19 protein-coding genes and 2 tRNA genes are annotated in these 23,605 nt (G+C 69.4%); 14 read left to right on the top strand and 7 right to left on the bottom strand.

Annotated features, from left to right (window positions below; translation table 11 throughout):
• Nucleotides 1-23: 23 nt before the first annotated feature.
• From KS03_RS05665 to KS03_RS05635, 7 genes are all read left to right on the top strand, one after another.
• A complete protein-coding gene (locus KS03_RS05665) occupies nt 24-1,178 on the top strand; it encodes a collagen-like triple helix repeat-containing protein (RefSeq protein ID WP_230674432.1) in 1,155 nt (384 codons plus the stop codon).
• 103 nt (nt 1,179-1,281) lie between these two features.
• Nucleotides 1,282-2,550, top strand: coding sequence for a methyltransferase family protein (locus KS03_RS05660; protein WP_017432589.1), 1,269 nt, complete (start codon nt 1,282-1,284; stop codon nt 2,548-2,550).
• A gap of 435 nt (nt 2,551-2,985) precedes the next feature.
• Nucleotides 2,986-6,783, top strand: a complete 3,798-nt coding sequence (locus KS03_RS05655) for a nitrate reductase subunit alpha (RefSeq protein WP_015877763.1) — start codon at nt 2,986-2,988, stop codon at nt 6,781-6,783.
• Nucleotides 6,780-8,318, top strand: a complete 1,539-nt coding sequence (narH, locus tag KS03_RS05650; protein ID WP_015877764.1) for a nitrate reductase subunit beta — start codon at nt 6,780-6,782, stop codon at nt 8,316-8,318. The genes KS03_RS05655 and narH overlap by 4 nt, the downstream gene beginning before the upstream one ends.
• Nucleotides 8,315-9,130, top strand: a complete 816-nt coding sequence (gene narJ, locus KS03_RS05645) for a nitrate reductase molybdenum cofactor assembly chaperone (protein WP_015877765.1) — start codon at nt 8,315-8,317, stop codon at nt 9,128-9,130. Before narH ends, narJ begins: the two co-directional genes overlap by 4 nt.
• Nucleotides 9,127-9,810 carry a respiratory nitrate reductase subunit gamma gene (gene narI, locus KS03_RS05640; RefSeq protein WP_015877766.1) on the top strand — a complete coding sequence of 228 codons (684 nt, stop codon included), beginning with the start codon at nt 9,127-9,129 and terminating at the stop codon, nt 9,808-9,810. Before narJ ends, narI begins: the two co-directional genes overlap by 4 nt.
• A gap of 198 nt (nt 9,811-10,008) precedes the next feature.
• Nucleotides 10,009-11,298 (top strand): MFS transporter, encoded by a 1,290-nt coding sequence (locus KS03_RS05635; RefSeq protein WP_015877767.1) that lies wholly within the window; start codon nt 10,009-10,011, stop codon nt 11,296-11,298.
• A gap of 270 nt (nt 11,299-11,568) precedes the next feature.
• Here KS03_RS05635 and KS03_RS05630 read toward each other — a convergent pair whose 3' ends face one another.
• Nucleotides 11,569-12,294: a pirin family protein gene (locus KS03_RS05630; protein WP_015877768.1), complete on the bottom strand. Its 726-nt coding sequence runs from the start codon at nt 12,292-12,294 to the stop codon at nt 11,569-11,571.
• Nucleotides 12,295-12,423: 129 nt separating this feature from the next.
• On the opposite strand from KS03_RS05630, the gene KS03_RS05625 reads away from it, so the two are divergent.
• The 5 genes from KS03_RS05625 to KS03_RS05605 all read left to right on the top strand — a co-directional run bounded on the left by KS03_RS05625 (nt 12,424) and on the right by KS03_RS05605 (nt 15,912).
• Entirely contained in the window at nt 12,424-13,332 is a 909-nt protein-coding gene (locus tag KS03_RS05625) for a LysR family transcriptional regulator (protein WP_015877769.1), read from the top strand.
• A 96-nt stretch (nt 13,333-13,428) separates the two neighbouring features.
• Nucleotides 13,429-13,505: transfer RNA gene (locus KS03_RS05620), tRNA-Val, on the top strand.
• Nucleotides 13,506-13,614: 109 nt separating this feature from the next.
• Nucleotides 13,615-13,691 (top strand) — tRNA-Val (locus KS03_RS05615).
• A gap of 270 nt (nt 13,692-13,961) precedes the next feature.
• A complete protein-coding gene (locus KS03_RS05610) occupies nt 13,962-15,200 on the top strand; it encodes an MFS transporter (protein WP_015877770.1) in 1,239 nt (412 codons plus the stop codon).
• Nucleotides 15,201-15,378: 178 nt separating this feature from the next.
• Nucleotides 15,379-15,912: a flavin reductase gene (locus KS03_RS05605; RefSeq protein ID WP_015877771.1), complete on the top strand. Its 534-nt coding sequence runs from the start codon at nt 15,379-15,381 to the stop codon at nt 15,910-15,912.
• 53 nt (nt 15,913-15,965) lie between these two features.
• Here KS03_RS05605 and bcmE read toward each other — a convergent pair whose 3' ends face one another.
• From bcmE to KS03_RS05575, 6 genes are all read right to left on the bottom strand, one after another.
• Entirely contained in the window at nt 15,966-17,390 is a 1,425-nt protein-coding gene (gene bcmE, locus KS03_RS05600) for a thiamine pyridinylase (RefSeq protein WP_015877772.1), read from the bottom strand.
• Between the two features lie 54 nt (nt 17,391-17,444).
• On the bottom strand, nt 17,445-18,242 hold the full coding sequence (gene thiD, locus KS03_RS05595) for a bifunctional hydroxymethylpyrimidine kinase/phosphomethylpyrimidine kinase (protein WP_015877773.1): 798 nt from the start codon (nt 18,240-18,242) through the stop codon (nt 17,445-17,447).
• 144 nt (nt 18,243-18,386) lie between these two features.
• The gene (locus KS03_RS05590) at nt 18,387-19,136 is read right to left on the bottom strand and encodes a class I SAM-dependent methyltransferase (RefSeq protein ID WP_015877774.1); all 750 of its coding nucleotides are present in this window, start codon (nt 19,134-19,136) and stop codon (nt 18,387-18,389) included.
• 13 nt (nt 19,137-19,149) lie between these two features.
• On the bottom strand, nt 19,150-20,139 hold the full coding sequence (locus KS03_RS05585) for a thymidylate synthase (protein ID WP_015877775.1): 990 nt from the start codon (nt 20,137-20,139) through the stop codon (nt 19,150-19,152).
• Between the two features lie 2 nt (nt 20,140-20,141).
• Entirely contained in the window at nt 20,142-20,597 is a 456-nt protein-coding gene (locus KS03_RS05580; RefSeq protein ID WP_015877776.1) for a nucleoside 2-deoxyribosyltransferase, read from the bottom strand.
• Nucleotides 20,594-21,073 (bottom strand): NUDIX hydrolase, encoded by a 480-nt coding sequence (locus KS03_RS05575; RefSeq protein ID WP_015877777.1) that lies wholly within the window; start codon nt 21,071-21,073, stop codon nt 20,594-20,596. The genes KS03_RS05580 and KS03_RS05575 overlap by 4 nt, the downstream gene beginning before the upstream one ends.
• Nucleotides 21,074-21,591: 518 nt before the next feature.
• Here KS03_RS05575 and KS03_RS05570 point away from each other — a divergent pair.
• Nucleotides 21,592-22,386 carry a methyltransferase domain-containing protein gene (locus KS03_RS05570; protein ID WP_015877778.1) on the top strand — a complete coding sequence of 265 codons (795 nt, stop codon included), beginning with the start codon at nt 21,592-21,594 and terminating at the stop codon, nt 22,384-22,386.
• A 37-nt stretch (nt 22,387-22,423) separates the two neighbouring features.
• Nucleotides 22,424-23,590, top strand: coding sequence for a TauD/TfdA family dioxygenase (locus KS03_RS05565; RefSeq protein ID WP_015877779.1), 1,167 nt, complete (start codon nt 22,424-22,426; stop codon nt 23,588-23,590).
• Nucleotides 23,591-23,605 lie beyond the last annotated feature (15 nt).

Below are 23,605 nucleotides of genomic sequence, written 5' to 3'. Positions count from 1 at the left end.
CCGTCGTCGACGGGGGCCAGGCCGTGGAGGCCAGCTCGCTGCCGGTCGCGGCCGGCACCACGGCCAATGTCGGCAGCGCGGTGTCGAGCCTCGGCAGCGGCGTGGTCTCGCTCGGCAACGGGCTCGCGGCCGGCCTCGGCCAAGTCGGCACGGCGTCGAACCCGCTCGGCCCGACGCTGGGCTCGAGCGCCAACCTCGTATCGGATGCGGCCACCGCGGTCCAATCGCTCGGCAACGGGGTGGCCGCGCTCGGCGGCGGCCCGCTCGCGCCGCTCGCCCCGGTCACGCAGGCGCTCGGCTCGCTCGTGGGCACGGTGGGCGGGGTGGTCGGCAGCGCCGGCACGGGCCTCGGCACCACGCTATCGAGCACACCGGTGCAGCAGATCGAGACGCAGGCCGGCTCGCTGATCAACCCGATCACCAACGCCGTGTCCGGCGTGACCCAGACGGTGGGCACGGCCACCGGCCTCGGCGCCCCCGTCAACAGCCTGCTCGGCACCCTCGGCGCGGGCCTCGGCAGCGCCGGCGCGGCGCTGGCCAACGCCAGCGGCAACCCGCTCGGCCAGGATCTCGGCAAGGTGGTCACGCAGCTCGGCAACACCGTCACGAGCACGGGCGGCCTGCTGACGGGCTCGGCCACCAACCCGCTCTCGCCGTTGCTGAACCCGACCGGCTCGCTCGGCCTGAACCTCGGCCTCGGCGCCACGCTCGGCGGCACCAGCGGCGGCAGCTCGCCCGGCTCGGGCTCGGGCACGGTGGCCGGCCTCGGCACGCTGCTCACGCCGGTCACAAACCTGCTCGGCGGCCTGTCGGGCAGCGCCGGCGGCTCGGCCGGCGGCACCGCCTCGACGGGCCTCGGCGGCCTGCTCTCGCCGGTCACGAATCTGGCTGGCTCGCTCACGGGCGGCGTGCAGGGTTCGCTGGGCGGCACCAGCGGCGCGACGGCCGGCGCGGGCGGCACGCTGACAGGCGCCGTCACCGGCGCGGCCGGCATCGTTGCGGGTGCAACCGGTTCGGCCGCCACCACGGCCGCCGGCTCGGTGACGGGCACGGCCGCCGGCGCCACCGGCAAGCTGGCCGGCACCGCCACGGCCTCGGGCAGCACGTCCACTGGCCTGCTCTCGCCGGTGACGAACCTGGTGGGCGGCCTGCTCGGCGGACTCGGCGGCAGGAAATAGCGGGAGCGCCAGTCGCGCGAACGCCGCGCGGCGCGCGGCGGCCGGAGATCCCAAACCCTAGCCCGGCCGCCGCATCGCAAGATGTCATATCACGAGGCATGACATGAACTCCATCACCGACGGCGTCGCCGACGCCCGGGCCCGGCCGCCCCGTTCCGCCACCCCGTTCAGCGTCGGCCTGGCCGGCATCGCCGCCGCGCTGGCCACGCTCTGGCTCTCGCGCGACGGCACGCTGCTGAGCGGCGCCGGCCGCGGCTTCGCCGCCTGCTTCGCGATCATCGCGGTGATCGCCGCCTACGAGCTGTTCGTCGCGCGCGCGTACCTGCGCCCGAGCGCCGGCATCGCCGGCGGCGCCCTGCGCCCGCTCAGCGTCGCGCGCGTCGCGCTGCGGCTGGCGGCACTCGGCTCGATCTATGCGGGCATCGCGTTCATCTACTGGCTGCTGCCCGAGTATCACGGCGATTTCTACCGGCCGTTCTGGCAGCTCTGCGCGATGCTCGCGCCGTATTTCGCGGTGGCCACGCCGCTTTATTTCGCCTGGCTGGACACGCGCCAGCGCGAGATCGACGACGCCTACCTGGCGTGGGCGCGCTGCCTGTTTCGTCAGCAGCGGCCCGACAGCTGGGCACCCGTGCGCGAGCTGCTGGCGGGCTGGGCCGTCAAGGCCTTCTTCCTGCCGCTGATGTTCGTCTACGTCTCGACCAATGCCGATCACCTGAGCGCCTCGCTCGCGGCGATGCAGGCCGCGCCGCACTCGCTCGCCACGTTCCGCTTCCTCTACGAACTGGCGTTCACGATGGACCTGCTGTTCGGCTCGGTGGGCTATCTCTGCACGTTCCGGATACTCGACAGCCACGTGCGCACGGTCGAGCCGACCACGCTGGGCTGGCTCGCCGCGCTGCTCTGCTACCAGCCGTTCTGGTCGCTGGTATCCGACCGCTACATTCGCTACGAGGACGCGCTGTTCTGGGACAACTGGCTCGCGCAGCTGCCGGCGATCCAGTTCGCCTGGGGAGCGGTGATCCTCGCGCTGGTGCTCTGCTACGCGATGTCGACGATCGCGTTCGGGCTGCGCTTCTCGAACCTGACGAACCGCGGCATCATCACGTCCGGCCCGTACCGCTTCACGAAGCACCCGGCCTACCTGACCAAGAACCTCTCGTACTGGATGATCTCGGTGCCGTTCGTCGCTGCACTCGGCTGGCAGGTGGCGGTGGCGCACTGCGCAGCGCTGCTGGCCGTGAACGGCATCTACCTGCTGCGCGCGAAAACCGAGGAACGCCACCTGATGCGCGACCCCGAATACCGTGCCTACGCCGCCTGGATCGCGCAGCACGGGCTGTTCGCGCGTCTGCGGCAGCTGGGCGGCTGAGCGGCCGCCCAGCCGCGGCCCGCCGACGCATCACGCGCTTGCTTCGCGTGGCCGCATTTACCCCACTCGCCCTCGTCATGTATTGATGTACATCAATTTTACCGCAGCCCAATCTCTCAACGCGCCTCGCGTCGCGAAGCATTTCCATCACGGCGTCACGCCTTCGCACATCGAATAAAAAAACTCTCGCGCGCGCCGCCGGTTCGATATGTCTCCATATAAAAAAATACCTATCGGCTCCGCTCTTCGTGTTACGCCGATTTCATGAATTCGTTCATATTCCGTCACAATTCGATGAATTGATCAAACTTTGATATATCTCGGAGCCCGTTGCGGGGCACGACGCCATGCTGCCGGTGCGCGTTATATCTTTGAATTCGCGTCCACCAAGACCAATAAGCGAAGTCTGCAAACGTACCCGCATACGAGGTTTTCATGAGTCATTTCGTCGATCGGTTGCGGTATTTCACCGCGACTCGACAAGCGTTCTCCCAAGGCCACGGCATCTCGACCGACGAGGACCGGAAATGGGAGGACGGATACCGCAAGCGCTGGCAGCACGACCGGATCGTCCGCTCGACGCACGGCGTGAACTGCACGGGCTCCTGCTCGTGGAAGGTCTATGTGAAGGGCGGCATCGTGACCTGGGAAACCCAGCAGACCGACTATCCGCGCACGCGTCCCGACATGCCGAACCACGAGCCGCGCGGCTGCGCGCGCGGCGCCTCCTACTCGTGGTACCTCTACAGCGCGAACCGCCTCAAGTACCCGCTGGTGCGCGGCGCGCTCATGAAGCTGTGGCGCGAGAAGCGCGCGACGCTCGCGCCCGTCGAGGCCTGGCGCGCGATCGTCGAGGATCCGCAGGCGCGCCGCACCTACCAGGCCCGCCGCGGGCTCGGCGGCTTCGTGCGCGCGAGCTGGAGCGAGGTGGAGGAACTGGTGGCGGCCGCCAACGTCGACACGGTGAGCCGCCACGGTCCCGACCGCATCGCCGGCTTCTCGCCGATCCCGGCGATGTCGATGGTCTCCTACGCGGCCGGCTCGCGCTACCTGTCGCTGCTGGGCGGCGTGTGCCTGAGCTTCTACGACTGGTATTGCGACCTGCCGCCCGCCTCGCCGCAGACCTGGGGCGAGCAGACCGACGTGCCCGAATCGGCCGACTGGTACAACTCGACGTTCATCATCATGTGGGGCTCCAACGTCCCGCAAACGCGCACGCCCGACGCGCACTTCCTCGTCGAGGCGCGCTATCGCGGCACCCAGGTCGTGTCGATCTTCCCCGACTACGCGGAAGGCGCGAAATTCGGCGATCTCTGGCTGCATCCGAAGCAGGGCACCGATGCGGCGCTCGCGCTCGCGATGGGCCACGTGATCCTCAAGGAATTCCACCTCGCCGGCCGCAGCGCATATTTCCTCGACTACTGCCGGCGCTTCACCGACATGCCGTGCCTGGTGCGGCTCGTGCCGCATCGCGACGGCGGCTACGTGCCGCAGCGGCTGGTGCGCGCGAGCGACTTCGACGGCGCGCTGGGCGAGGCCGCGCGCGCCGAATGGAAGTGCGTGATGATCGACGAGGCGAGCGGCGATTTCGTCGTGCCGAACGGCTCGATCGGCTTTCGCTGGGCCAGGGACGGCGAGGCCGACCGCGGCAGGTGGAACCTGCGCGAAGAAATCGCCGGCGGCGGCGCGCTCGCGCCGCGGCTGTCCTGCACGCTCGACCATGACGAGGTGGTGGACGTGCTGTTCCCCTACTTCGCGAACCAGCCGCATGCGCATTTCGCGCCCACCTCGCACGGCGCCACGCTGTCGCGCCGAATCGGCGCGCGGCGCGTGGCGACGCCCGACGGCGAGATGCTCGTGACCACCGTCTACGACCTGTTCGTCGCCAACTACGGGCTCGACCAGGGCCTCGGCGGGCGTGACGTGGCAACCAGCTACGACGACGACCTGCCCTATACGCCGGCCTGGCAGGAGGCGATCACGGGCGTGCGGCGCGAGGATGCGATCGCGGTGGCGCGGCAGTTCGCCGAGAACGCGCACCAGACCGAGGGCAAGTCGATGGTGATCGTCGGCGCGGGCCTCAACCACTGGTTCCACATGGACATGTCGTACCGCGCGATCATCAACATGCTGGTGATGTGCGGCTGCATCGGCAAGTCGGGCGGGGGCTGGTCGCACTACGTCGGCCAGGAAAAGCTGCGCCCGCAGACCGGCTGGACCGCGCTCGCGTTCGCGCTGGACTGGTCGCGCCCGCCGCGCCAGATGAACGCCACCTCGTTCTTCTACGCGCACACCGATCAATGGCGCTACGACACCATGGATCCGCGCGCGCTGCTCTCGCCGCTGGCCGAGCGCGACGGCTTCGACGCCACGTCGATCGACTACAACGTGCGGGCCGAGCGAATGGGCTGGCTGCCGTCGGCGCCCCAGCTCGCGGCCAATCCGCTGCGCGTGGGCGCCACGCTCGGCGATACCCCCCAGGCCGGCGCCGAACTCGCGCGCCAGCTCGCAGCGGGCACCCAGCGCCTCGCCTGCGAGGACCCCGACGCGCCCGCCAGCTTCCCGCGCAATCTGTTCGTCTGGCGCTCGAACCTGCTCGGCTCGTCCGGCAAGGGGCACGAGTATTTCCTCAAGCACCTGCTCGGCACCACGCACGGCGTGCAGGGCGAGGACCTCGGCGCGACGAACGGCACGCGCCCGCGCGAGGTGACGTGGCACGACGAGGCGCCGCGCGGCAAGCTCGACCTGCTCGTCACGCTCGACTTCCGGATGTCCACCACCTGCCTCTACTCGGACGTCGTGCTGCCCACCGCGACCTGGTACGAGAAGGACGACATGAACACGTCCGACATGCACCCGTTCATCCATCCGCTGTCGGCGGCCGTCGATCCGGCCTGGCAGGCGAGAAGCGACTGGGAGATCTTCAAGGGCATCGCGCGGCGCTTCTCCGAACTCTGCGAGGGCCATCTGGGCGTGGAGCGCGACGTGGTGCTCGCGCCGATCGCGCACGATTCGCCGGGCGAGCTCGCGCAAGCGCTCGAGGTGCGCGACTGGAAGCGCGGCGAGTGCGAGCCGGTGCCGGGCCGCACGATGCCTGCGGTGACGGTGGTCGAGCGCGACTACCCGGCCACGTTCCGGCGCTTCACCTCGCTCGGCCCGCTGCTGGAGCGGCTCGGCAACGGCGGCAAGGGCATCGGCTGGGACACGCGCGACGAGATCGCGCTGCTCGGCGAACTGAACCGGCGCACCGCGCAGGCCGAGCCGGCGCCTGCCGGCACCGCCGGCGCGCCGGCCGACGCCACGCGCGGCCGCCCGCGCATCGACAGCGCGATTGATGCGGCCGAGGTGATCCTCTCGCTCGCGCCGGAAACCAACGGCGAGGTCGCGATGAAGGCGTGGCGCGCGCTGTCGGCCGTCACCGGCATCGACCACACGCACCTGGCCGCCGCGCGCGCCGACGAGAAGATCCGCTTCCGCGATATCCAGGCGCAGCCGCGCAAGATCATCTCGTCGCCGACCTGGAGCGGCATCGAATCGGAACACGTCTCGTACAACGCCGGCTACACCAACGTCCACGAGCTGATTCCGTGGCGCACGCTGTCGGGCCGCCAGCAGCTCTACCAGGACCACGCATGGATGCGCGCGTTCGGTGAATCGCTCTGCGTCTACAAGCCGCCCATCGATACGCGCAGCTACCAGAGCCTGCTCGGCACGCGCCCGAACGGCCAGCCCGAGCGCGCGCTGAACTTCCTCACCCCGCACCAGAAATGGGGCATCCACAGCACCTATACCGACAACCTGCTGATGCTGACGCTCTCGCGCGGCGGCCCGATCGTCTGGATCTCGGAAGACGACGCGCGCGCGCTCGGCGTGGCCGACAACGACTGGATCGAATGCTTCAACACCAACGGCGCGCTGTGCGCGCGGGCCGTGGTGAGCCAGCGCGTGCCGGCCGGCATGGCGATGATGTACCACGCGCAGGAGAAGATCGTGAACGTGCCGGGCTCGGAGATCACCGGCACGCGCGGCGGCATCCACAACTCGGTCACGCGCGTCGCGCTGAAGCCGACCCACATGATCGGCGGCTACGCCCAGCTCTCGTATGGCTTCAACTACTACGGGACAGTCGGCTCGAACCGCGACGAGTTCCTGATCGTGCGCAAGATGAACCGTATCGACTGGCTCGATGGCGAGACCGCCACGGCCAGCCAGCCTGCCGGAGAAACACGATGAAAATCCGTGCCCAGATCGCGATGGTGCTGAACCTCGACAAATGCATCGGCTGCCACACCTGCTCGGTCACCTGCAAGAACGTCTGGACGAGCCGCGAAGGCGTGGAATACGCCTGGTTCAACAACGTCGAGTCCAAGCCCGGCGTCGGCTATCCGAACGAATGGGAAAACCAGCGGCGCTGGCACGGCGGCTGGCAACGCCACGCCGACGGCCGCCTCACGCCGCGCGGCGGCAACCGGCTGCGCGTGCTCGCGAAACTCTTCGCGAACCCCGACCTGCCCCAGATCGACGACTACTACGAGCCGTTCACCTTCGACTACGCGCATCTGCACGACGCCGGCCCCACCGGCGCGCCGCCGGTGGCAAGGCCGCGCTCGCTGGTCAGCGGCCGGCGGCTCGACAAGATCGTGGGCGGGCCGAACTGGGAGGAGATCCTCGGCGGCGAGTTCGACAAGCGCGCCCGCGATGCGAACTTCGAGGCCGTGCAGAAGGAGATCTACGGCCAGTTCGAAAACACCTTCATGATGTACCTGCCGCGGCTCTGCGAGCACTGCCTGAACCCGGCCTGCGTCGCGTCGTGCCCGTCGGGCTCGATCTACAAGCGCGAGGAGGACGGCGTGGTGCTGATCGACCAGGACAAGTGCCGCGGCTGGCGCATGTGCGTGTCGGGCTGCCCGTACAAGAAGATCTACTACAACTGGAAGAGCGGCAAGGCCGAGAAGTGCATCTTCTGCTATCCGCGCATCGAGGCCGGCGAGCCGACCGTCTGCTCGGAAACCTGCGTGGGCCGCATCCGCTATCTCGGCGTGCTGCTCTACGACGCCGACCGGATCGGCGAGGCCGCCGCCGTCGAGCGCGAGACCGATCTCTACGAGGCGCAGTGCTCGATGTTCCTCGATCCGCACGATCCGCTCGTGATCGCGCAGGCCGAGCGCGACGGCGTGCCGGCCGCCTGGCTCGAGGCGGCGCGCCGCTCGCCCGTCTACAAGATGGCGATCGACTGGAAGATCGCGTTTCCGCTGCACCCGGAATACCGCACGCTGCCGATGGTCTGGTACGTGCCGCCGCTCTCGCCGATCAACGCGGCGGCCAACGCCGGCGCGCTCGGCATGCACGGCCTGCTGCCCGACGTGGGCGCGCTGCGCATCCCGCTGCGCTACCTCGCGAACCTGCTGACGGCAGGCGACGAGGCGCCGGTGAAGCTCGCGCTCGAACGGCTGCTGGCGATGCGCGGCTTCATGCGCTCGCGCCACGTGGACGGCGCCAGCGACGCCGAGGCGCGCGCCGTGCTCGACCAGGCCGGCCTGACGGTCGCGCAGGTCGAGGAGATGTACCGCTACCTCGCGATCGCCAACCACGAGGACCGCTTCGTGATCCCGAGCAGCCACCGCGAATACGCGGAGGACACCTTCGACCTGCGCGCCGCCTGCGGCTTCTCGTTCGGCAACGGCTGCTCGGACGGGCGCTCCGACACCGGCCTGTTCGGCTCGGCGCGGCCGCGCAAGACCATCCCGATCCGCGAGGTGACGCCATGAGCCCGACGCCGTCCGACACGGTGCAGCCGGTCGCCTACGCGGCGCTGTCGATGCTGCTCGACTACCCCGACGCGACGCTGCTCGACGCGCTCGATTCGATCGACGCCTGCCTGCGCGAGCAGTTGGGCGCGCTGCCGGCCAGCGCCGCGAGCCTCGCCGGCCTCGCACGCTTTTACGCCTATCTGCGCGGCCACGATTTGCTGACGCTGCAGGAGAATCATGTCGGCCTGTTCGATCACGGCCGCGCGACCTCGCTGCATCTGTTCGAGCACGTCCATGGCGAATCGCGCGACCGCGGTCAGGCGATGGTGGACCTGCTGCAGACCTACGAGCATCATGGGCTGTCGCTGAACCCCGGCGAGCTGCCCGACTACCTGCCGGTGTTCCTCGAATACCTGTCGCGGCGGCCGGCGCCGGAAGCGGCCGCGCTGCTCGCCGAGACCGCGGCGATCCTGCTGGCGCTCGCGCAACAGCTGACGCGGCGCGGCAGCCATTACGGCTTCGTGCTCGGCGCGCTGCTGCCGCTGGCCGGCGTCGCCGCCGGGCAGATCCCGCCCGCGCCCGCCATGCCCGTGGACGACGCGGCAGCGGTGCCGACGCCGGCCGACCTGCGCGAACTCGATGCGTCCCACGCCGATGCGCCGGTGCGCTTCGGCGGCGCGGGGGCCGCGGCGTGCGAGCCGGCGCCCGACCGCGCAACCGCCCGCGAGCCGGGTGCCGCCGCACCCGACGCGCAGCCGATCCACTTCCACGCCCGGCGCCCGACCGCCGGCCACGACCCGATCCGATCCTCCGCGAGGGGACAATCATGAGCGCCTATTCGACCTACTTCCTGTTCGGCATCTATCCGTATCTCTGCCTCGCGGTGCTGCTCGTCGGCAGCCTGATCCGCTTCGATCGCGACCAGTACACGTGGAAGAGCGACTCGTCGCAACTGCTGCGGCGCGGCGCGCTGCGCCTGGGCAGCAACCTGTTCCACTGGGGCGTGCTGGTGGTGGTGGTCGGGCACTTCGCCGGCTTCCTGATGCCGCACTGGCTCGTCTCGCCGTTCCTGTCGGCCTCGCAGCACCAGTTGATCGCGATGGTGGGCGGCGGCGCGGCCGGCCTCGCCGCGTTCATCGGCATCACGATCCTGATCGCGCGCCGGCTCGGCGACGCGCGGCTGCGCCGCCACAGCCGCCATCGCGACATCCTGATCGTGCTGATGCTGTGGGTGCAGCTTGCGCTCGGGCTCGGCACGGTCGTGCTCTCGACGCGCCACCTGGACGGCGCGATGTTCATCCAGCTGACCGACTACGTGAAGGGCATCGTCACCTTCCGCCCCGACGCCGCGAGCCTGCTCGCGGGCGTGCCGCTCACCTACCGGCTCCACATCCTGCTCGGCTTCACGATCTTCCTGGTCTCGCCGTTCACGCGGATGGTCCACATCTGGAGCGGCATCGCCTCGCTCGGCTACCTGCTGCGTCCGTATCAGCTGGTGCGCAAGCGCTGAACACGCGCCTGCGCGCCCGGCCCCGTTAGCGGCCGGTGCGCGTGCGGTGCGCGGGGCATACCACCGCACCTGGTCTCGCGGCCCGGGCGTGCCCGCCGCCCCGCCCGACTCTGCCCTGCCCGAAATCGAGCCGGCCGCCGCGCCGCGGACGCGGTGCTGCCCCGGCGACTCTCGCCTCAATCACACGGAGTGTCGTGTATGACTCGTCAACTCAACCCCGGCTCGTCGCCGGATGCGCAGAAGATCCCACTGCGCGCATGGTCGGTGCTCTTCGCGAGCACGTTCGCATTCATGGTCTGTTTCGTCGTCTGGATGATGTTCGGCGTGCTGGGGGTGCAACTGCGCACCGATCTCGCGCTCAACAGCTTCGAATTCGGCCTGCTGACCGCCACGCCGGTGCTGACGGGCGCCGTGATGCGCCTGCCGCTCGGCATCTGGACCGACCGCTTCGGCGGGCGCGTGGTGATGACCACGCTGCTGGTCGGCTGCGCGGTGCCGGTGTACGGCATCAGCTATGCGACGCAGTTCTGGCAGTTCCTCGTGATCGGCCTGTTCCTCGGCTGCGTGGGCGCCTCGTTCGCGGTCGGCACGCCCTACGTGGCGCGCTTCTTCCCGCCCAAGCGGCGCGGCTTCGCGATGGGCTTCTTCGGCGCGGGCACGGTGGGGGCGGCCGTCAACCTGTTCGTCACGCCGTCGCTCGAAGTGGCCTACGGCTGGCGCTTCGTGCCGCGCGCGTATGCGGTGGTGCTGCTCGTCACGGCGGCGATCTTCTGGTTCGCCTCGGCGCGCGACCCCGGCGCGGGCGCCAGGCGCGGCTCGATACTCGCCTCGTTCCGCACGCTGCGCGACCCGCGCGTCTGGCGGCTTTGCCAGTATTACTCGGTCACGTTCGGCGGCTTCACGGCGCTCTCGCTCTGGATCCCGCAGTACGTCACGCGCGAATACAGCGTCTCGCTGGTGGCCGCCTCGGCCTTCGCCGCCGGCTTCTCGCTGCCGGGCTCGGTGCTGCGCGCGCTCGGCGGCGCGCTGTCGGACCGCTTCGGCGCCCACGCGGTGACCTGGCACGGCCTGTGGGTCGCCTGGATCTGCCTGTTCCTGCTGTCGTATCCGACCACCGAGTTCGTGATCCGCACCATCGACGGCACGGCGCGGCTGCACATCGCCATGCCGCTCGCCGGCTTCCTCGTGCTGACCTTCGTGCTCGGCGTGGTGTTCGCGTTCGGCATGGCCTCCACCTTCAAGTACGTCGCCGACGATTTCCCCGACCACATGGGCGTGGTGACCGGCATCGTCGGGCTGGCGGGCGGCCTCGGCGGCTTCCTGCTGCCGGTGATGTGGGGCGCGCTGCTCGAATTCATCCCCGTGCGCACCACCTGCTTCATGCTGCTCTACGGCATCGTATGGGTGTCGCTGATCCTGCTCTACGTGTCCGGCGTGCGGCGCACGCCGCTGACCGGCGCGGTGCAGCCCGCGGGCAAGGGCGGTTGAGCGGGCACGCGAGCGCACCGGCGATCGTCCGGCGGCAACGCAGGGCCCCGATCCTCCGGATCTCGACCCTGCCTACGACGATCGCGCATCACGCATCGCGTCGATGAGGGCGCCTGTTTCGAGACGAGGAACGCGAGGCGGGCCACGCGTCACGCCCTCATCAGCCGCTCGACGCAGCCCATCGATCACGCAGCAAGACGGCCGCCGCCGCGAGCCGGCCGCGCCGCCCCCTCCTGCCGTGGCGCTGGCGTAGCCGGCTCGGGCCGGGCCTCAGGCCCAGTCGGCCGTCACCTCGAGCGGGCGCAGGTCGAACACCAGCACCTCGGCATCGCGACCGGCCGAGAACGTCAGCTCCCGCTCGCCGCGAATCCGCGCGCCGTCGCCCTCAGCGAGCGCGACGCCGTTCACCGACACGCTGCCGCGGGCCACGTGAACGTAGCCGAAGCGGCCGTCCGGCAGCGCGAGGCTGGCCGTTTCGGCGCCGTCGAACAGCCCGGCATAGATCCGCGTGTCCTGGCGGATCGCGAGCGAACCGTCGGCGGCATCGGGCGACACCACCAGTTGCAGCCGGCCGCGCTTGCGCGCCGCGTCGACGCTGGCCTGCTGATAGCGCGGCTGCGCGCCCTTCTGCGCCGGTCCGATCCAGATCTGCAGGAAGTGGACGTCGGCATCGCGCGAGTGGTTGAACTCGCTGTGCGCGACGCCCGTGCCGGCGCTCATCAGTTGCACGTCGCCCGGCACGATCACCGAGCCGGTACCCATCGAATCCTTGTGTTCGAGCGCGCCTTCCAGCACGTAGGAGAGGATTTCCATGTCGCGGTGCGGATGGGTGCCGAAGCCGCGGCCCGGCGCGACGCGATCGTCGTTGATCACCAGCAGGTCCGAGAAGCCGACCTGCTGCGGGTCGTAGTAGTTGGCGAACGAGAAGGTGTGGCGGGAGCTGAGCCAGCCGTGCTCGGCGCGGCCGCGATCGCTGGCGTTTCTGACTTCGATCATGACGAATCTCCGGTTGAGCCCGCCGCATCACGATGACAGGGCGTTGCTCGATGGGATGCATCTTAAGTCAACCAACTTGATGAATAAATCGCGCATGAGATAATCATTGTCCTATTTTGGTGGACAATCATGCAACTCGACGATCTCCGCATCTTCATCGCGACGGTGGAAGCCGGCAGCTTCACCGGCGCGGCCGACAAGCTGCTGCTGTCCAAGCAGTTCGTCAGCCGGCGCATGGCCGCGCTCGAGGCGGCGCTGCGCGTACGCCTGCTCAACCGCAACACGCGCAAGCTGGCCGTGACCGAATCGGGGCAGACGTTCTACACGCACGCGCAGCGGATCCTCGCCGAGGTCGCGCAGGCCGAGGAGGCGATGTCGGCGCGCCATACCGAGTTGCACGGCTCGCTGAAGATCAGCGCGCCGATGTCGTTCGGCATCAGTCACCTCTCGCCGCTGATCGCCGAATTCCTGGCCGCGCATCCGGCCGTGCGGCTCGACGTCGAGCTGAGCGACCGGCGCGTGGATTTGATTGGCGAGGGCTTCGATCTCGCGCTGCGAATCGGCGCGCTGGCCGATTCCACGCTGGTGGCGCGCACGCTCGGCACGCTGCGCATGATCGCCTGCTGCAGCCCCGCCTACCGCCGCCTGCACGGCGAGCCGGCCACCCCGGCCGACCTGCACGGCCACGCATGCCTGCTGTACGGACAGGAGCTGCGCGACGGCTGGGAGTTCGACACCGCCGACGGGCGGCGCGCCTATGACGTGCAGGGGCCGCTCCTGGCCAACAACGGCGACGTGGTGCGCGACGCGGCGATCGCCGGGCTCGGCATCGCGCTGCTGCCGCAGTTCATCGTCGGCCCGGCGCTCGCGCGCGGCGAGCTGGTGGCGATCCTCGGCGCGCATGCAAGCCCGCCGCTACGGCTCAGCGCCGTCTACCCGCAGCACCGGCAGGGCTCGACCGCGATCCGCACGCTGCTCGCGTTCCTCGAGACGCGCCTGGCCGACGCGCTCGGCGCACGGCCCGATGCGCAGCATTGAGCGGCGCCCACCCAACCGGCGGCGTATGCCGCGCGCGAAATCGCCATCGCGCGCTTGCAACATCGCATGAGCCTCTCTATAATTCGCGCCTCACGCAGGCTCGTAGCTCAGTTGGTTAGAGCACCACCTTGACATGGTGGGGGTCGTTGGTTCGAATCCAATCGAGCCTACCAACGCATCCGGACATGGACGGCAGGCGCCGCGCGCCACCCAAAGCGCGCGATCCGCTGTCCGTCCATTGTCTTTTCAGGCAGCACCGCCGCGCCCCGCGCGCGGCACTCCAGGCTCGTAGCTCAGTTGGTTAGAGCACCACCTTGACATGGTGGGGGTCGTTGGTTCGAATCCAATCGAGCCTACCAACGCATCAGGCAGGACCGGCCGGCGCCGCGCGCCACGAAACGCGCGGCGCCGGCCGACCCGTGCCGTTCGCCTCTGTCCTCGCCCCCCTGGTTCATGCGCCGCTTTCGCGGCCGCGCCGGCGCCGCGCCGCGTGCCCGAACGCGACGAATCGGCATCTCCCTCCCCATTCCGCAAGCGCGCGCGAACTCATCTACACTTGCCGTCTTGCAAACTGCGGCGTGCCGCCGCAGTTCGTTCCACGTCCGGTTTCGCGTCACTCGCCTTCGTCCATGCCCGAATCCACCGACCTGCCCGGCCCCGCCGCCCACGCGCTTCGGCAAGCCACGTTCCAGCGCTTCTGGAGCGCGCGCGTGCTGTCCTCGATCTCGTTTCAGATGCTGTCGGTCGCGATCGGCTGGCATATCTATGCACTGACGGAAAGCGCCTACGCGCTCGGCCTGGTCGGGCTCGCGCAGTTCCTGCCGATGTTCGTGCTGACGCTGGTGGTCGGCCACGTCGCCGACCGCTACGACCGGCGCCGCATCGTCGCCACCTGCCAGACGCTGCTCGCGCTCGCCTCGGCGGTGTTCCTCGCCGGCACGCTCGGCGGCTGGCTCAACGCGCCGCTGATCTATGCGCTCGCCGCCTGCCTCGGCGCGGCGCGCGCGTTCGAGAACCCGACCGTCGCCTCGCTGCTGCCGGCCGTCGTGCCGCGCGCGCAGCTGCCGCGCGCCACCGCGCTGTCCACTTCCGCCACGCAGACCGCGCTGATCATCGGTCCGGCCGCCGGCGGCCTGCTGTATGGCGTCGGGCCGAACCTGGTCTATCTGCTCGGCATCCTCTGCTTCGGCTGCGCCGCGTACCTGATGGGCTCGCTGAAGCTGACCAGCAAGCCGGTGCCGCGTGCGCCCGTCACGCTCGAATCGGTGTTCTCGGGCATCGCCTTCATCCGCCGCGAGCCGGCGATCCTCGGCGCGCTGTCGCTCGACCTGTTCGCCGTGCTGTTCGGCGGCGCCGTATCGCTGATGCCGATCTACGCGCGCGACATCCTGCATGCCGGCCCGTGGGGGCTCGGGCTGCTGCGCTCGGCACCCGCCATCGGCGCGCTGGCCGGCACGCTCTGGTTCGCGCGGCACCCGATGCGCAAGCGCCCGGGGCTCGCGATGTTCGGCGGCGTGCTGGTGTTCGGCCTCGCCACGCTGGTGTTCGGCCTGTCGACCTGGCTGCCGCTGTCGATCGTCTCGCTCGCCGCGCTCGGCGCGGCCGACGTGATCAGCGTGGTGGTGCGCTCCTCGCTCGTGCAGTTGCGCACGCCCGACGAGATGCTCGGCCGCGTCAGCGCGGTCAACGCGCTGTTCATCGGCACCTCGAACCAGCTCGGCGAATTCGAATCGGGCATCACCGCGGGCTGGTGGGGCGCACGGCCGGCCGTGCTGATCGGCGGCGCCTGCACGATCGCGATCGCGCTGCTGTGGATGCGCCTGTTTCCGGCGCTGCGCACCATGCGCTCGCTCGAAGCGGAAAGGTAGACGGCGCGCGGCAGGGCAGCAGCGCCGCTGCAGCGTCGATCAAAACCCCGGCAAGCAAGGGGGTTTCCGCGATTTTTCCGAGCCGACGCGCGACACTGCCGGTCCGGCCGGCGAATTCCGCGGCGCGGTATTCCAGGCCATCCGTCGTTTCGTTCTGCTTTCCGTTTCAGGAGTTCTCATGACCGACCCTTCGCGCGCGAGTGACGCCGACGATGCCCGCACGCTGTTCCGCCACGCGATGGCGCATCTGGGCGCCGCCGTCAACGTGATCACGACGGCCGGCCCGCGCGGCCGCTGCGGCGTGACCGCGAGCGCCGTCTGCTCGGTCACCGACTCGCCGCCGACGCTGCTCGTCTGCCTGAACCGCAGCAGCAGCACGCACGCGGCGTTCACGGCCCACCGCTCGCTCTGCGTGAACGTGCTGCCGGCCGAGCACGAGCCGCTCGCGCGCCACTTCGCGGGCCTGACCAACCTGCCGATGGACGCGCGCTTCGGCCAGACCGGCTGGGACGAGGGCCCCGGCGGCCTGCCGGTGCTGCGCGACGCGCTGGCGAGCGTGCAGGGCACCATCGTCGAGATGAAGGAGGTGGGCTCGCACACGGTGCTGTTCGTCGAGGCGACGGCCATCCGCGTGCGCGGCGAAGGCGACGCGCTGATCTACTTCGGGCGCGCGTTCCATCGCGTCGGCAGGGCCGTGGCCAGGCAGGACTGAACCCAGGGGCATGGCCCGCTGCGTTTCGATCCGGGTCTCGCCCAGCCGTGCCGTCAGGGCGCGAACTTCCCGAACCTCGGCGCCCGCGCGGCCGGCACCATCGAGGCCGTGGGCGCCGCGCTCGGGCAGCGATTGCAGCCGCACGCCGACGTGCCGGCGGGCGCGGCCGGCGCACGATTGGTCCACTGCCCGTTCCAGCCGCCCTGGGCCGCGCACACGGCCGGGCAGGCCGCCTGCGCGGCGCGGTAGTCGGCGATCGGCCGGGTGGTGTCGACATCGCAGCCGCATGCGTAATTGGCCTGTGCGCTTTGCTGGATCGGCGGGCTCATGGTCGCGAGCCAGTCGCGGGCCTGCGCGTCGAGCTTGAACATGGCCGGCTGGCCGGCGTCGAGCAACGCGTTCATCTTCGCGTACAGCGGATAGCGGGCCGCCAGCGTGTCGAGCACGCTGCGCCGCGTGGCGAACAGGTATTGCGGCACCCCGCTCGCATCGGGGCCGATGCTCTCGAGCATGGTCGCCGAGGCGGCGATCAGGTTGGCGAGTTGCACCGCCAGCGCGCGCGTGCCGCGCAGCTGGGTGGTGGTGTTCACGCCGATCACGTCGGCATAGAAGAGCGGCTGCTCGGCATGGTCGGACAGCGGCATGATCTTGAAGGCGATATCCTGGCGCGTCGCCTCGCTCATCGCCGACATCGATTCGGAATAGCCGATCACCGCGCGCCCCTCGCCGTTGCTGAACCAGACGGAGCGGTCGTACTGGCCCGGCAGGCTCGCCGTGGCGTTCGGGAAGCTGGCCATCGCCAGCAGCGTGCGCAGGCTCGCCACCGCGTGCGGATCGAGTTGCGCGGCGCTCCACGGCAGCGGCAGCGGATACGCGCCGTTCTGGCTGTGGGCCGCGTCGAGGTAGAGCGCGCTGCTGGTGGTGCCGCCCGACATGTCGAGCATCAGGCCGCGCCGGTCCGGCGGTATCTCGCTCGTGTAGGTGCATTGCTGCAGCGCCGCGTGGACCTGCGTGAGCGTGGTGGCGGCCGCCAGTGCCGCATCGTCCTTGTGATAGAACAGCAGGTTCGCGCAGCCCAGCTGCGGCAGGCTGTAGTAGCGGTCCCCCACCCTCAGGCCGTCGATCGCGTAGGGCAGGTAGTCGCCGATGTTCTGCACCTCGCTGGCCGCAAGCGGTTCGAGCCAGTTCCTGCCGCGAAAGTAGTCGAAGAAGATCGCGTCGTAGATGTAGACATCCGCGCGCGCGGGCGGATCGCCCGAGTAGCCGCCGTCCCATTCGCTGTCGGCCACGAACTGCAGCGCGACCTCGGGGTGCACCTTCTTCCATTCCGTTTCGATCGCCTGCCGGAACTGCCCGACGCGGGGCACCCAGGGATAGAGCGCGACCGTCAGTTGCTGGGGCGCGCCGGCGAAGGCGTAAGGCAGGATCGCGAGCCAGCACCCGAGGGCCAGCATGAGGCGGCAAACCATTCGACGCATGTTTTTTCCTTGGACTTTGATGCGCCGGTCCCCCCGGCGGGGTCGTCCGGCGCGCTAGCGCCAGAGCGCGTGAAAATGGTGGGTCGGCCCGCGGCCGTGGCCGACTTCGAGCCGCCACGACTCGGCGAGCGCGCGATTCAGATAGGCCTTCGCGCGCCGCACGCTCTCCTCCATCGGGTGATGCGGCAGCAGCGCGGCCACCGCCGCCGACAGCGTGCAGCCGGTGCCGTGATCGTTGCGCGTCGCGATGCGCGGCGCGGCCAGCTCGGTGGTGCCGCTCGCGCCGAACAGCAGGTCGGTGCTGTCCGCGCCCCGCAGATGGCCGCCCTTGAGTAGCACCCAGCGCGGGCCGAGCCCATGCAGCGCCTGCAGGGCATCGTGCATTTCCGCCAGCGAGGCAGGCGCCGGCCGGTCGAGCAGGACGCCCGCCTCGGGCAGGTTCGGCGTGATCAGCGTGGCGAGCGGCACCAGCCGCTCGCGGATCGCCGCCACCGCGTCGGGCGCGAGCAGCCGGTCGCCGCTCTTGGCCACCATCACGGGATCGAGTACCACGGTCGTTGCCCGATGGCGCACCAGCGCCTCGGCCACCGCCTCCGCAATCGCGGCGGTGGCGAGCATGCCGAGCTTCACGGCATGCACGGTCACGTCGTCGAACACGGCGTCGATCTGCTCGACGATGAAGGCCGGCTCGAGCGTATGAAAGCCGCGCACGCCGCGCGTGTTCTGCGCGACCACCGCCGTGATGGCCGACATGCCGTAGGCGCCGAGCGCCGAGAACGTCTTCAGGTCGGCCTGGATGCCGGCGCCGCCGGTCGGATCGGTGCCGGCGATGCTGAGCACGTTGGCGATCATGGGGCCCGCCCCCGGTGCGGCCGCGCGCGCCGCGTTCCGGTTGCGCGCGCAACCAGGCGGGCCGAAGCGGCCGCGCCGGCGGCGTGCCGCCCGCGCGGCCGGCCGGCGCGCTGCGGCAGCCGGTCCAGGATTCGCATCCGCGCCTCAGCCATGCGGCTTGGTGGCCTGGAACAACACGAACGGCGCATAGCCGCCCAGGTCGTCCACGGCCGGCTCACCGTCGAGCGCCGGCACCGTGTCCGCCACGCCGAGCGCCTTCACCGATTCGATCGCGAAGCCCGCCGAGCTCAGCATCTCGCGGTAGGTGGCGGTGTCCCAGTGGGTATCGATGATTTCGAACACGCCGTGCCCCGGAATGTCGAGGAACACCGGGCGCTCGTCGCCGTCGTGGTAGACGACGCCCGGGTGGCCGTTGCGGAACGTCGGGTAGCTGACGCCGGTGGTGCGGGGGTTCGTATCGAGGATGTAGAACCGGCCGCCCGGCTTCAGCACGCGGAATACCTCGGCGGCGATGCGCCCCAGTTCCTCGCGCTCGGGCACGTTGATGAACAGGAAGCAGGACACCGCCGCGTCGAAGCTGGCATCGGGGAACGGCGTGCTGCCGCTGCGGATCAGCGCGTAGTCGAGCCCGTCGCCGTCGGCACCGCCCGCGGCGCGGGCCTTCTCGATCATGGTGGGCGCGATGTCCACGCCCGTCACGTGCGCCACGCCCGCGGCCTTGAGCCGGCGCGAAACCTTGCCGCCGCCGCAACCGTAGTCGAGCACGCGAATCGCGGTGCCCTGCATGCCGGTGAGCGTGGCGATCAGCGGCCGGTAGCCGAAGTGCGCTTCCACGCGATCGTCGTAGGCGTCGAACAGGCGCGAGACCTGATCCTCGGTCCAATCGGTTTTCATCGTGTATGCCCTGTCAGTGCAGCAATGCCAGCGTCTCGCCCCAGCGGTTGACCAGATAGTCGCGATGGAACGGATGGAGGAAGCTCAGTGAACGATCGGGAACGGGCGCGCCGGAGCGGATCTGCCGGTACACCCAGAAGAGTCCGAGAATGTCGCGCCAGTACGGGTCGAGGTCGATGTCCTGCAGCGCCGCGAACGAGACCCGCCCCGCGCGGATGCGCGCCTCCTCCTCCAGCACGCGGCGGATCGTGGCGCTCCCGCAGCCGGGGGGCATGCGCGGCGGCGCCACTGCCGTGACGGCCGTGCCGGGCGGCCCGAGCAGCGCCTCGGCCTGCAGCAGATTCTGGTCGTAGATGTGGACCGAGCCGACGTGGTGCGTATAGGTGCCGAGCTCGCAGCCGATCGCCGAGGCGAGGTATTCCTGCAGGAACGTAAACGAGAACACGTCGTTGAGCAGGCCGACGTAGGCATCGTTGGCGCGCATGAAGGCCACCATGTTGAGGCGCCCGTCGCGCAGCAGCAGTTGCAGGCCGAGCGTGCACGACACGTCGATGTTGCGCTTGTAAAGGTCCTCGCGAGCGTCGAAGATCTGCAGCACGACGCGTTTGCTCTCGGCATCGTCACGCTTGAGGATGTCGATCGCACGTTCGATCTGGTCGATGCCGTCGTCGCCGAAATGCAGCAGCCGCGCGCCGTAGCCGGTGCCCGGCAGCGTCTTGCCATCGGGGCTGTAGCGCGCCATCGACGGCGCGTAGTACTCGATGAACGCGAGGTCGTTGCGCCCCGACAGATACCAGAGCGCCTCGGCATAGTTGAACACCACGTTCTGCTTGCGCGAGGCATGGCGGCAGAAGCGCGCGCGCGGATCCTCGATCCGCGCGCTGTAGCCGATGATTTCGCGCTCGGCCTGCCCGCGCGGCGCGTTGCGGTATTCGTAGGCGGTGCAGACGTCGCGCAGCGTGGCGAGGTAGAGCTCGTCGAGATTCGCGAAGCGGGCGCGCATGATCAGCGCCCGCCCTCGAGGCGCGCGATGGCCGCCTCGATCGCGCCCGGATCGAGATCGCCGGCCCGATACTCCACGCGCTCGAGGCGCGTGACCTGATGCAGGCCGCGCACCAGGTAGGCGTATTCGCGGCCGGCCTCGAGCAGCAGCACGATCGGCTTGCCGAGCGCCGAGGCCCAGCCCAGCTCGATGTGCGTGCCCGGCGAGGCCGGCGCGCCGGGAAACGCCACGAAGTAGTCGCACTGGCTGATCTGCTCGTAATCGATGCGCGTGCATTGCTCCGGCGTCATGAATTCGCGGCCCCATTGCTCGCGCCGATGCGCGCAATGCACATCCCAGCCGCGCCCCTCGAAATGCTCGATCACGCGGCCGAACTGGCTGATGTGCTCGGCGGACATCGTGCCGGTGGCGGGATCCACCAGGGACTTGAACGGACCACCCAGGAACATTCGTTTCATCGCTGTCGTCTCTCTCGATCGGAATGATTGATCTCGTGGGCACGCAGGCCGACCCGGCCGACGTGCTCCGCCAGAACGCCGGGAAACGCCTGAATGCCGTCCGGCATCCGCACCCACCGGCAATCGACCGCGTCGTCGCCGGGCCGTGGTTCGCCGCTCAGGTGGCGGCACAGCAACGCGATCAGCACGTAGTGGTGATGCCGGCCGCTCGCATCGAACTCGCGCACCTCGACCACGTCGACCAGTTCGCCGACCTCGGCCTGCACGCCCGTCTCCTCCATCAGTTCGCGCCGCGCCGCGTCGTGCAGGCTCTCCCCCGGCTCGACCGAGCCGCCGGGAAAGCCCCAGCTGCCCTTCTGCGGCTCCTTCCCGCGCTGCACGAGAATCAGCTCGTCGCCGCGAAACACCACGGCGATCACCGCGACACGCGGCCAGGCGGCCGCTGCCTGCGGGCCATCGCCCGATTGCTCGCCCATCAAGGTTCGCTCTCCTTCGGATTGCCGGCGGCGTCCGCTGCGCTTCGGTGGTGCCCGGCGAGCGCGCCGCCCGCCGCCGAAAAACCGCCCGCCGCCGAAAAACCGCCCGCCCGATTCACTGGCTTTCAAAAATAACACATCGATTACAGTCGCGTCGTATCAAAAAGATATTAAATCAGTTTTCGCGGCCAATTAATTTCCGATCGCACCACGCATCATTCAATTGACACGCCATCGCACTGGTGATTCCATATCCGTCACCCGCGAAAAGCCGGAATCGAAACTTACCTGACAAATATTCCAGCTTTTAATCGGAATGGCCTGTCGAAAATGTTGCAGTGCCACTCGATTCGGCCAAAAACCTTACCAGCAAGGATTTTTCGGTGCGCTGAACGAATTGATGGAGACATCCAGGTGAAATGATCGGGGCTTTTCGGACGGCACCCGGCATGAATCAATTCATTCCTGCATCGAATTCCTGGCGCGCAACCGAGGTATGCCAATACGAGAGGTGAATAATGCATGCAGCCACGACCGGATTTTCCAGAGACTACGAGGTGCAACGGTATACGGAGCCTCGCAATATTCTCCGTTCCGAAATTATCTACGGCGAAGGCTTTCAGAGTCCCGGCGGCCTGGCCGGCTTCCAGGCCACGCTGGGGGACCGCATGGCGCTCGCACCGGGCATGCGGCTGCTCGACATCGGCTCGGGACTCGGCGGCGCGGCGTTCTACCTGTCGGATCGCTACGACGTGGAAGTGGTCGGCCTCGACACCGCGCCACGCATGACGGAACTGTCGGTGATCCGCCAGACCACGCGCGACCCGCGCCGGCGCGTGCGCTTCGTCAATGGCGACGTGCACGACGCACAGCTCGACCCAGGCAGCTTCGACCTGATCTACTCGCGCGACGTGCTGATGTACGAGCATGCCAAGCCCGCGCTGTTCGCGCGCTGCCATGCGCTGCTCAAGCCGGGCGGCCGGCTGTTGGTCACGGACTTCTGCCGGCACCGCAGCTCGGCGGAGTTCGACGACTACATGGCCGTGTCGGGTTACGACCTGAAATCGATCGACGACTACGCGCGCCTCATCGCCGAGGCCGGCTTCGCCCGTGTCGAGCAGCACGACCTGAGCGCGCTCGCGCAAGCGCAGCTCACGGACGACCTGCGCCGCTATCGCGCGCGGCAGGCCTCGGGCGATCCGGCAATCGACGAAGCCGACGCCGGGCACATCGTCGAGCGCTGGCAGCGCAAGATCCGCTTCATGAAGGCCGGCTGGCTGACGCAGGGCCTGTTCATGGCGGACAAGGCATGAGCGCGCTCGCTTGGCAGTCCTACTGGAGATCCCTCACATGCTGACCTCGCATCGCGAGCATCTGGAAGTCGCCTGGCCCGACGGCAGCACGAGCCGCTACCACTGGGTATGGCTGCGCCAGGCGTGCCAATGCGCCAGCTGCTTCAACCGCCATTGCCGCCAGCGGCACTTCGATCCGGGCGTGGTGCCGGCCGACCTGCGGCCGGCCGCCCTCAGCGCCGACGCCACGGGCCTGCGCATCGTCTGGCCGGATGGCCATCCGAGCCATTACGGCTTCGACCGCCTGCGCGACGAGGACTACGACCAGCCACGACGCGCCGCACCGGCCGACGCCCGCCCCGCCTGGCGCCGCTGGCCGGACGGCGCCCCGCCGGCGCTGCGCTTCGAGCTCGCCGCGGCGCTCGACGACGGCGCGCTGCTGCATCGGGCGCTGCAGCATCTGTTCGAATACGGGCTGGTGGTGCTGAAGGCGGAGCCGACGCGCACCGTCGAGTTCGGGGCGGTATGCCGGCAGCTGGCGGGGTTTCTCGATCGCTCCTACTTCGGGGAGTTCTTCGATCTGGAAGTGAAGGCCGACGAGGAGACCGACAGCGTGTCGTTCAGCACCAAGGCGCTGCCGCTGCACACCGACATCCCGTACTGCTCGCCGCCGCCCGACTACCAGTTCCTGTATGGCCTCGACGTGAGTTCGCAATGCGCGCGAGACGGCATCGGCAGCACGCGTTTCGTGGACGGCTTCACGATCGCCTGCGAGCTGCGCGAGGCCCAGCCCGATGCGTTCGCGCTGCTCGCCCGCACGCCGGTGCTCTATCGCGCCGACTATCCACAGGCACGCAAGCGCTACGAGCATCGCACGCCGATCGTGCGGCTCGCGCCGGACGGCTCGATCGAACGCCTGATCAACAATCCGACGAAGATGTTCTTCGACGGCATCGGCTTCGACGAGATGCTGCCCCTCTTCCGTGCCTACCAGTCGCTCAAGTCGCGGCTGGCGGCGACCGAACGGTCGTACCTGCATGCGTGGTCGCAGGGCGACATGGTGGTCTGGGACAATCGCCGGATCTTCCATGGCCGCGGCGACTTCGGTGGGTCCGGCTTCACGCGCACGCTGCGCGGCGGGTATTTCCGCGAAGGCGAACTGCTGGCGCGCGCACGCTTCCTGGCGTCGCGCGCGGCCGACCGGCGCGCTGCGGTCGCTTCGTGAGCGCCGCGCCCGGCC

The organism is Burkholderia glumae LMG 2196 = ATCC 33617 (genome assembly GCF_000960995.1).
GTDB classification, from domain to species: Bacteria; Pseudomonadota; Gammaproteobacteria; order Burkholderiales; family Burkholderiaceae; genus Burkholderia; species Burkholderia glumae.
The sequence above is the reverse complement of the archived record's forward strand: the minus strand, read 5'-3'. Positions and strand labels throughout refer to the sequence as shown.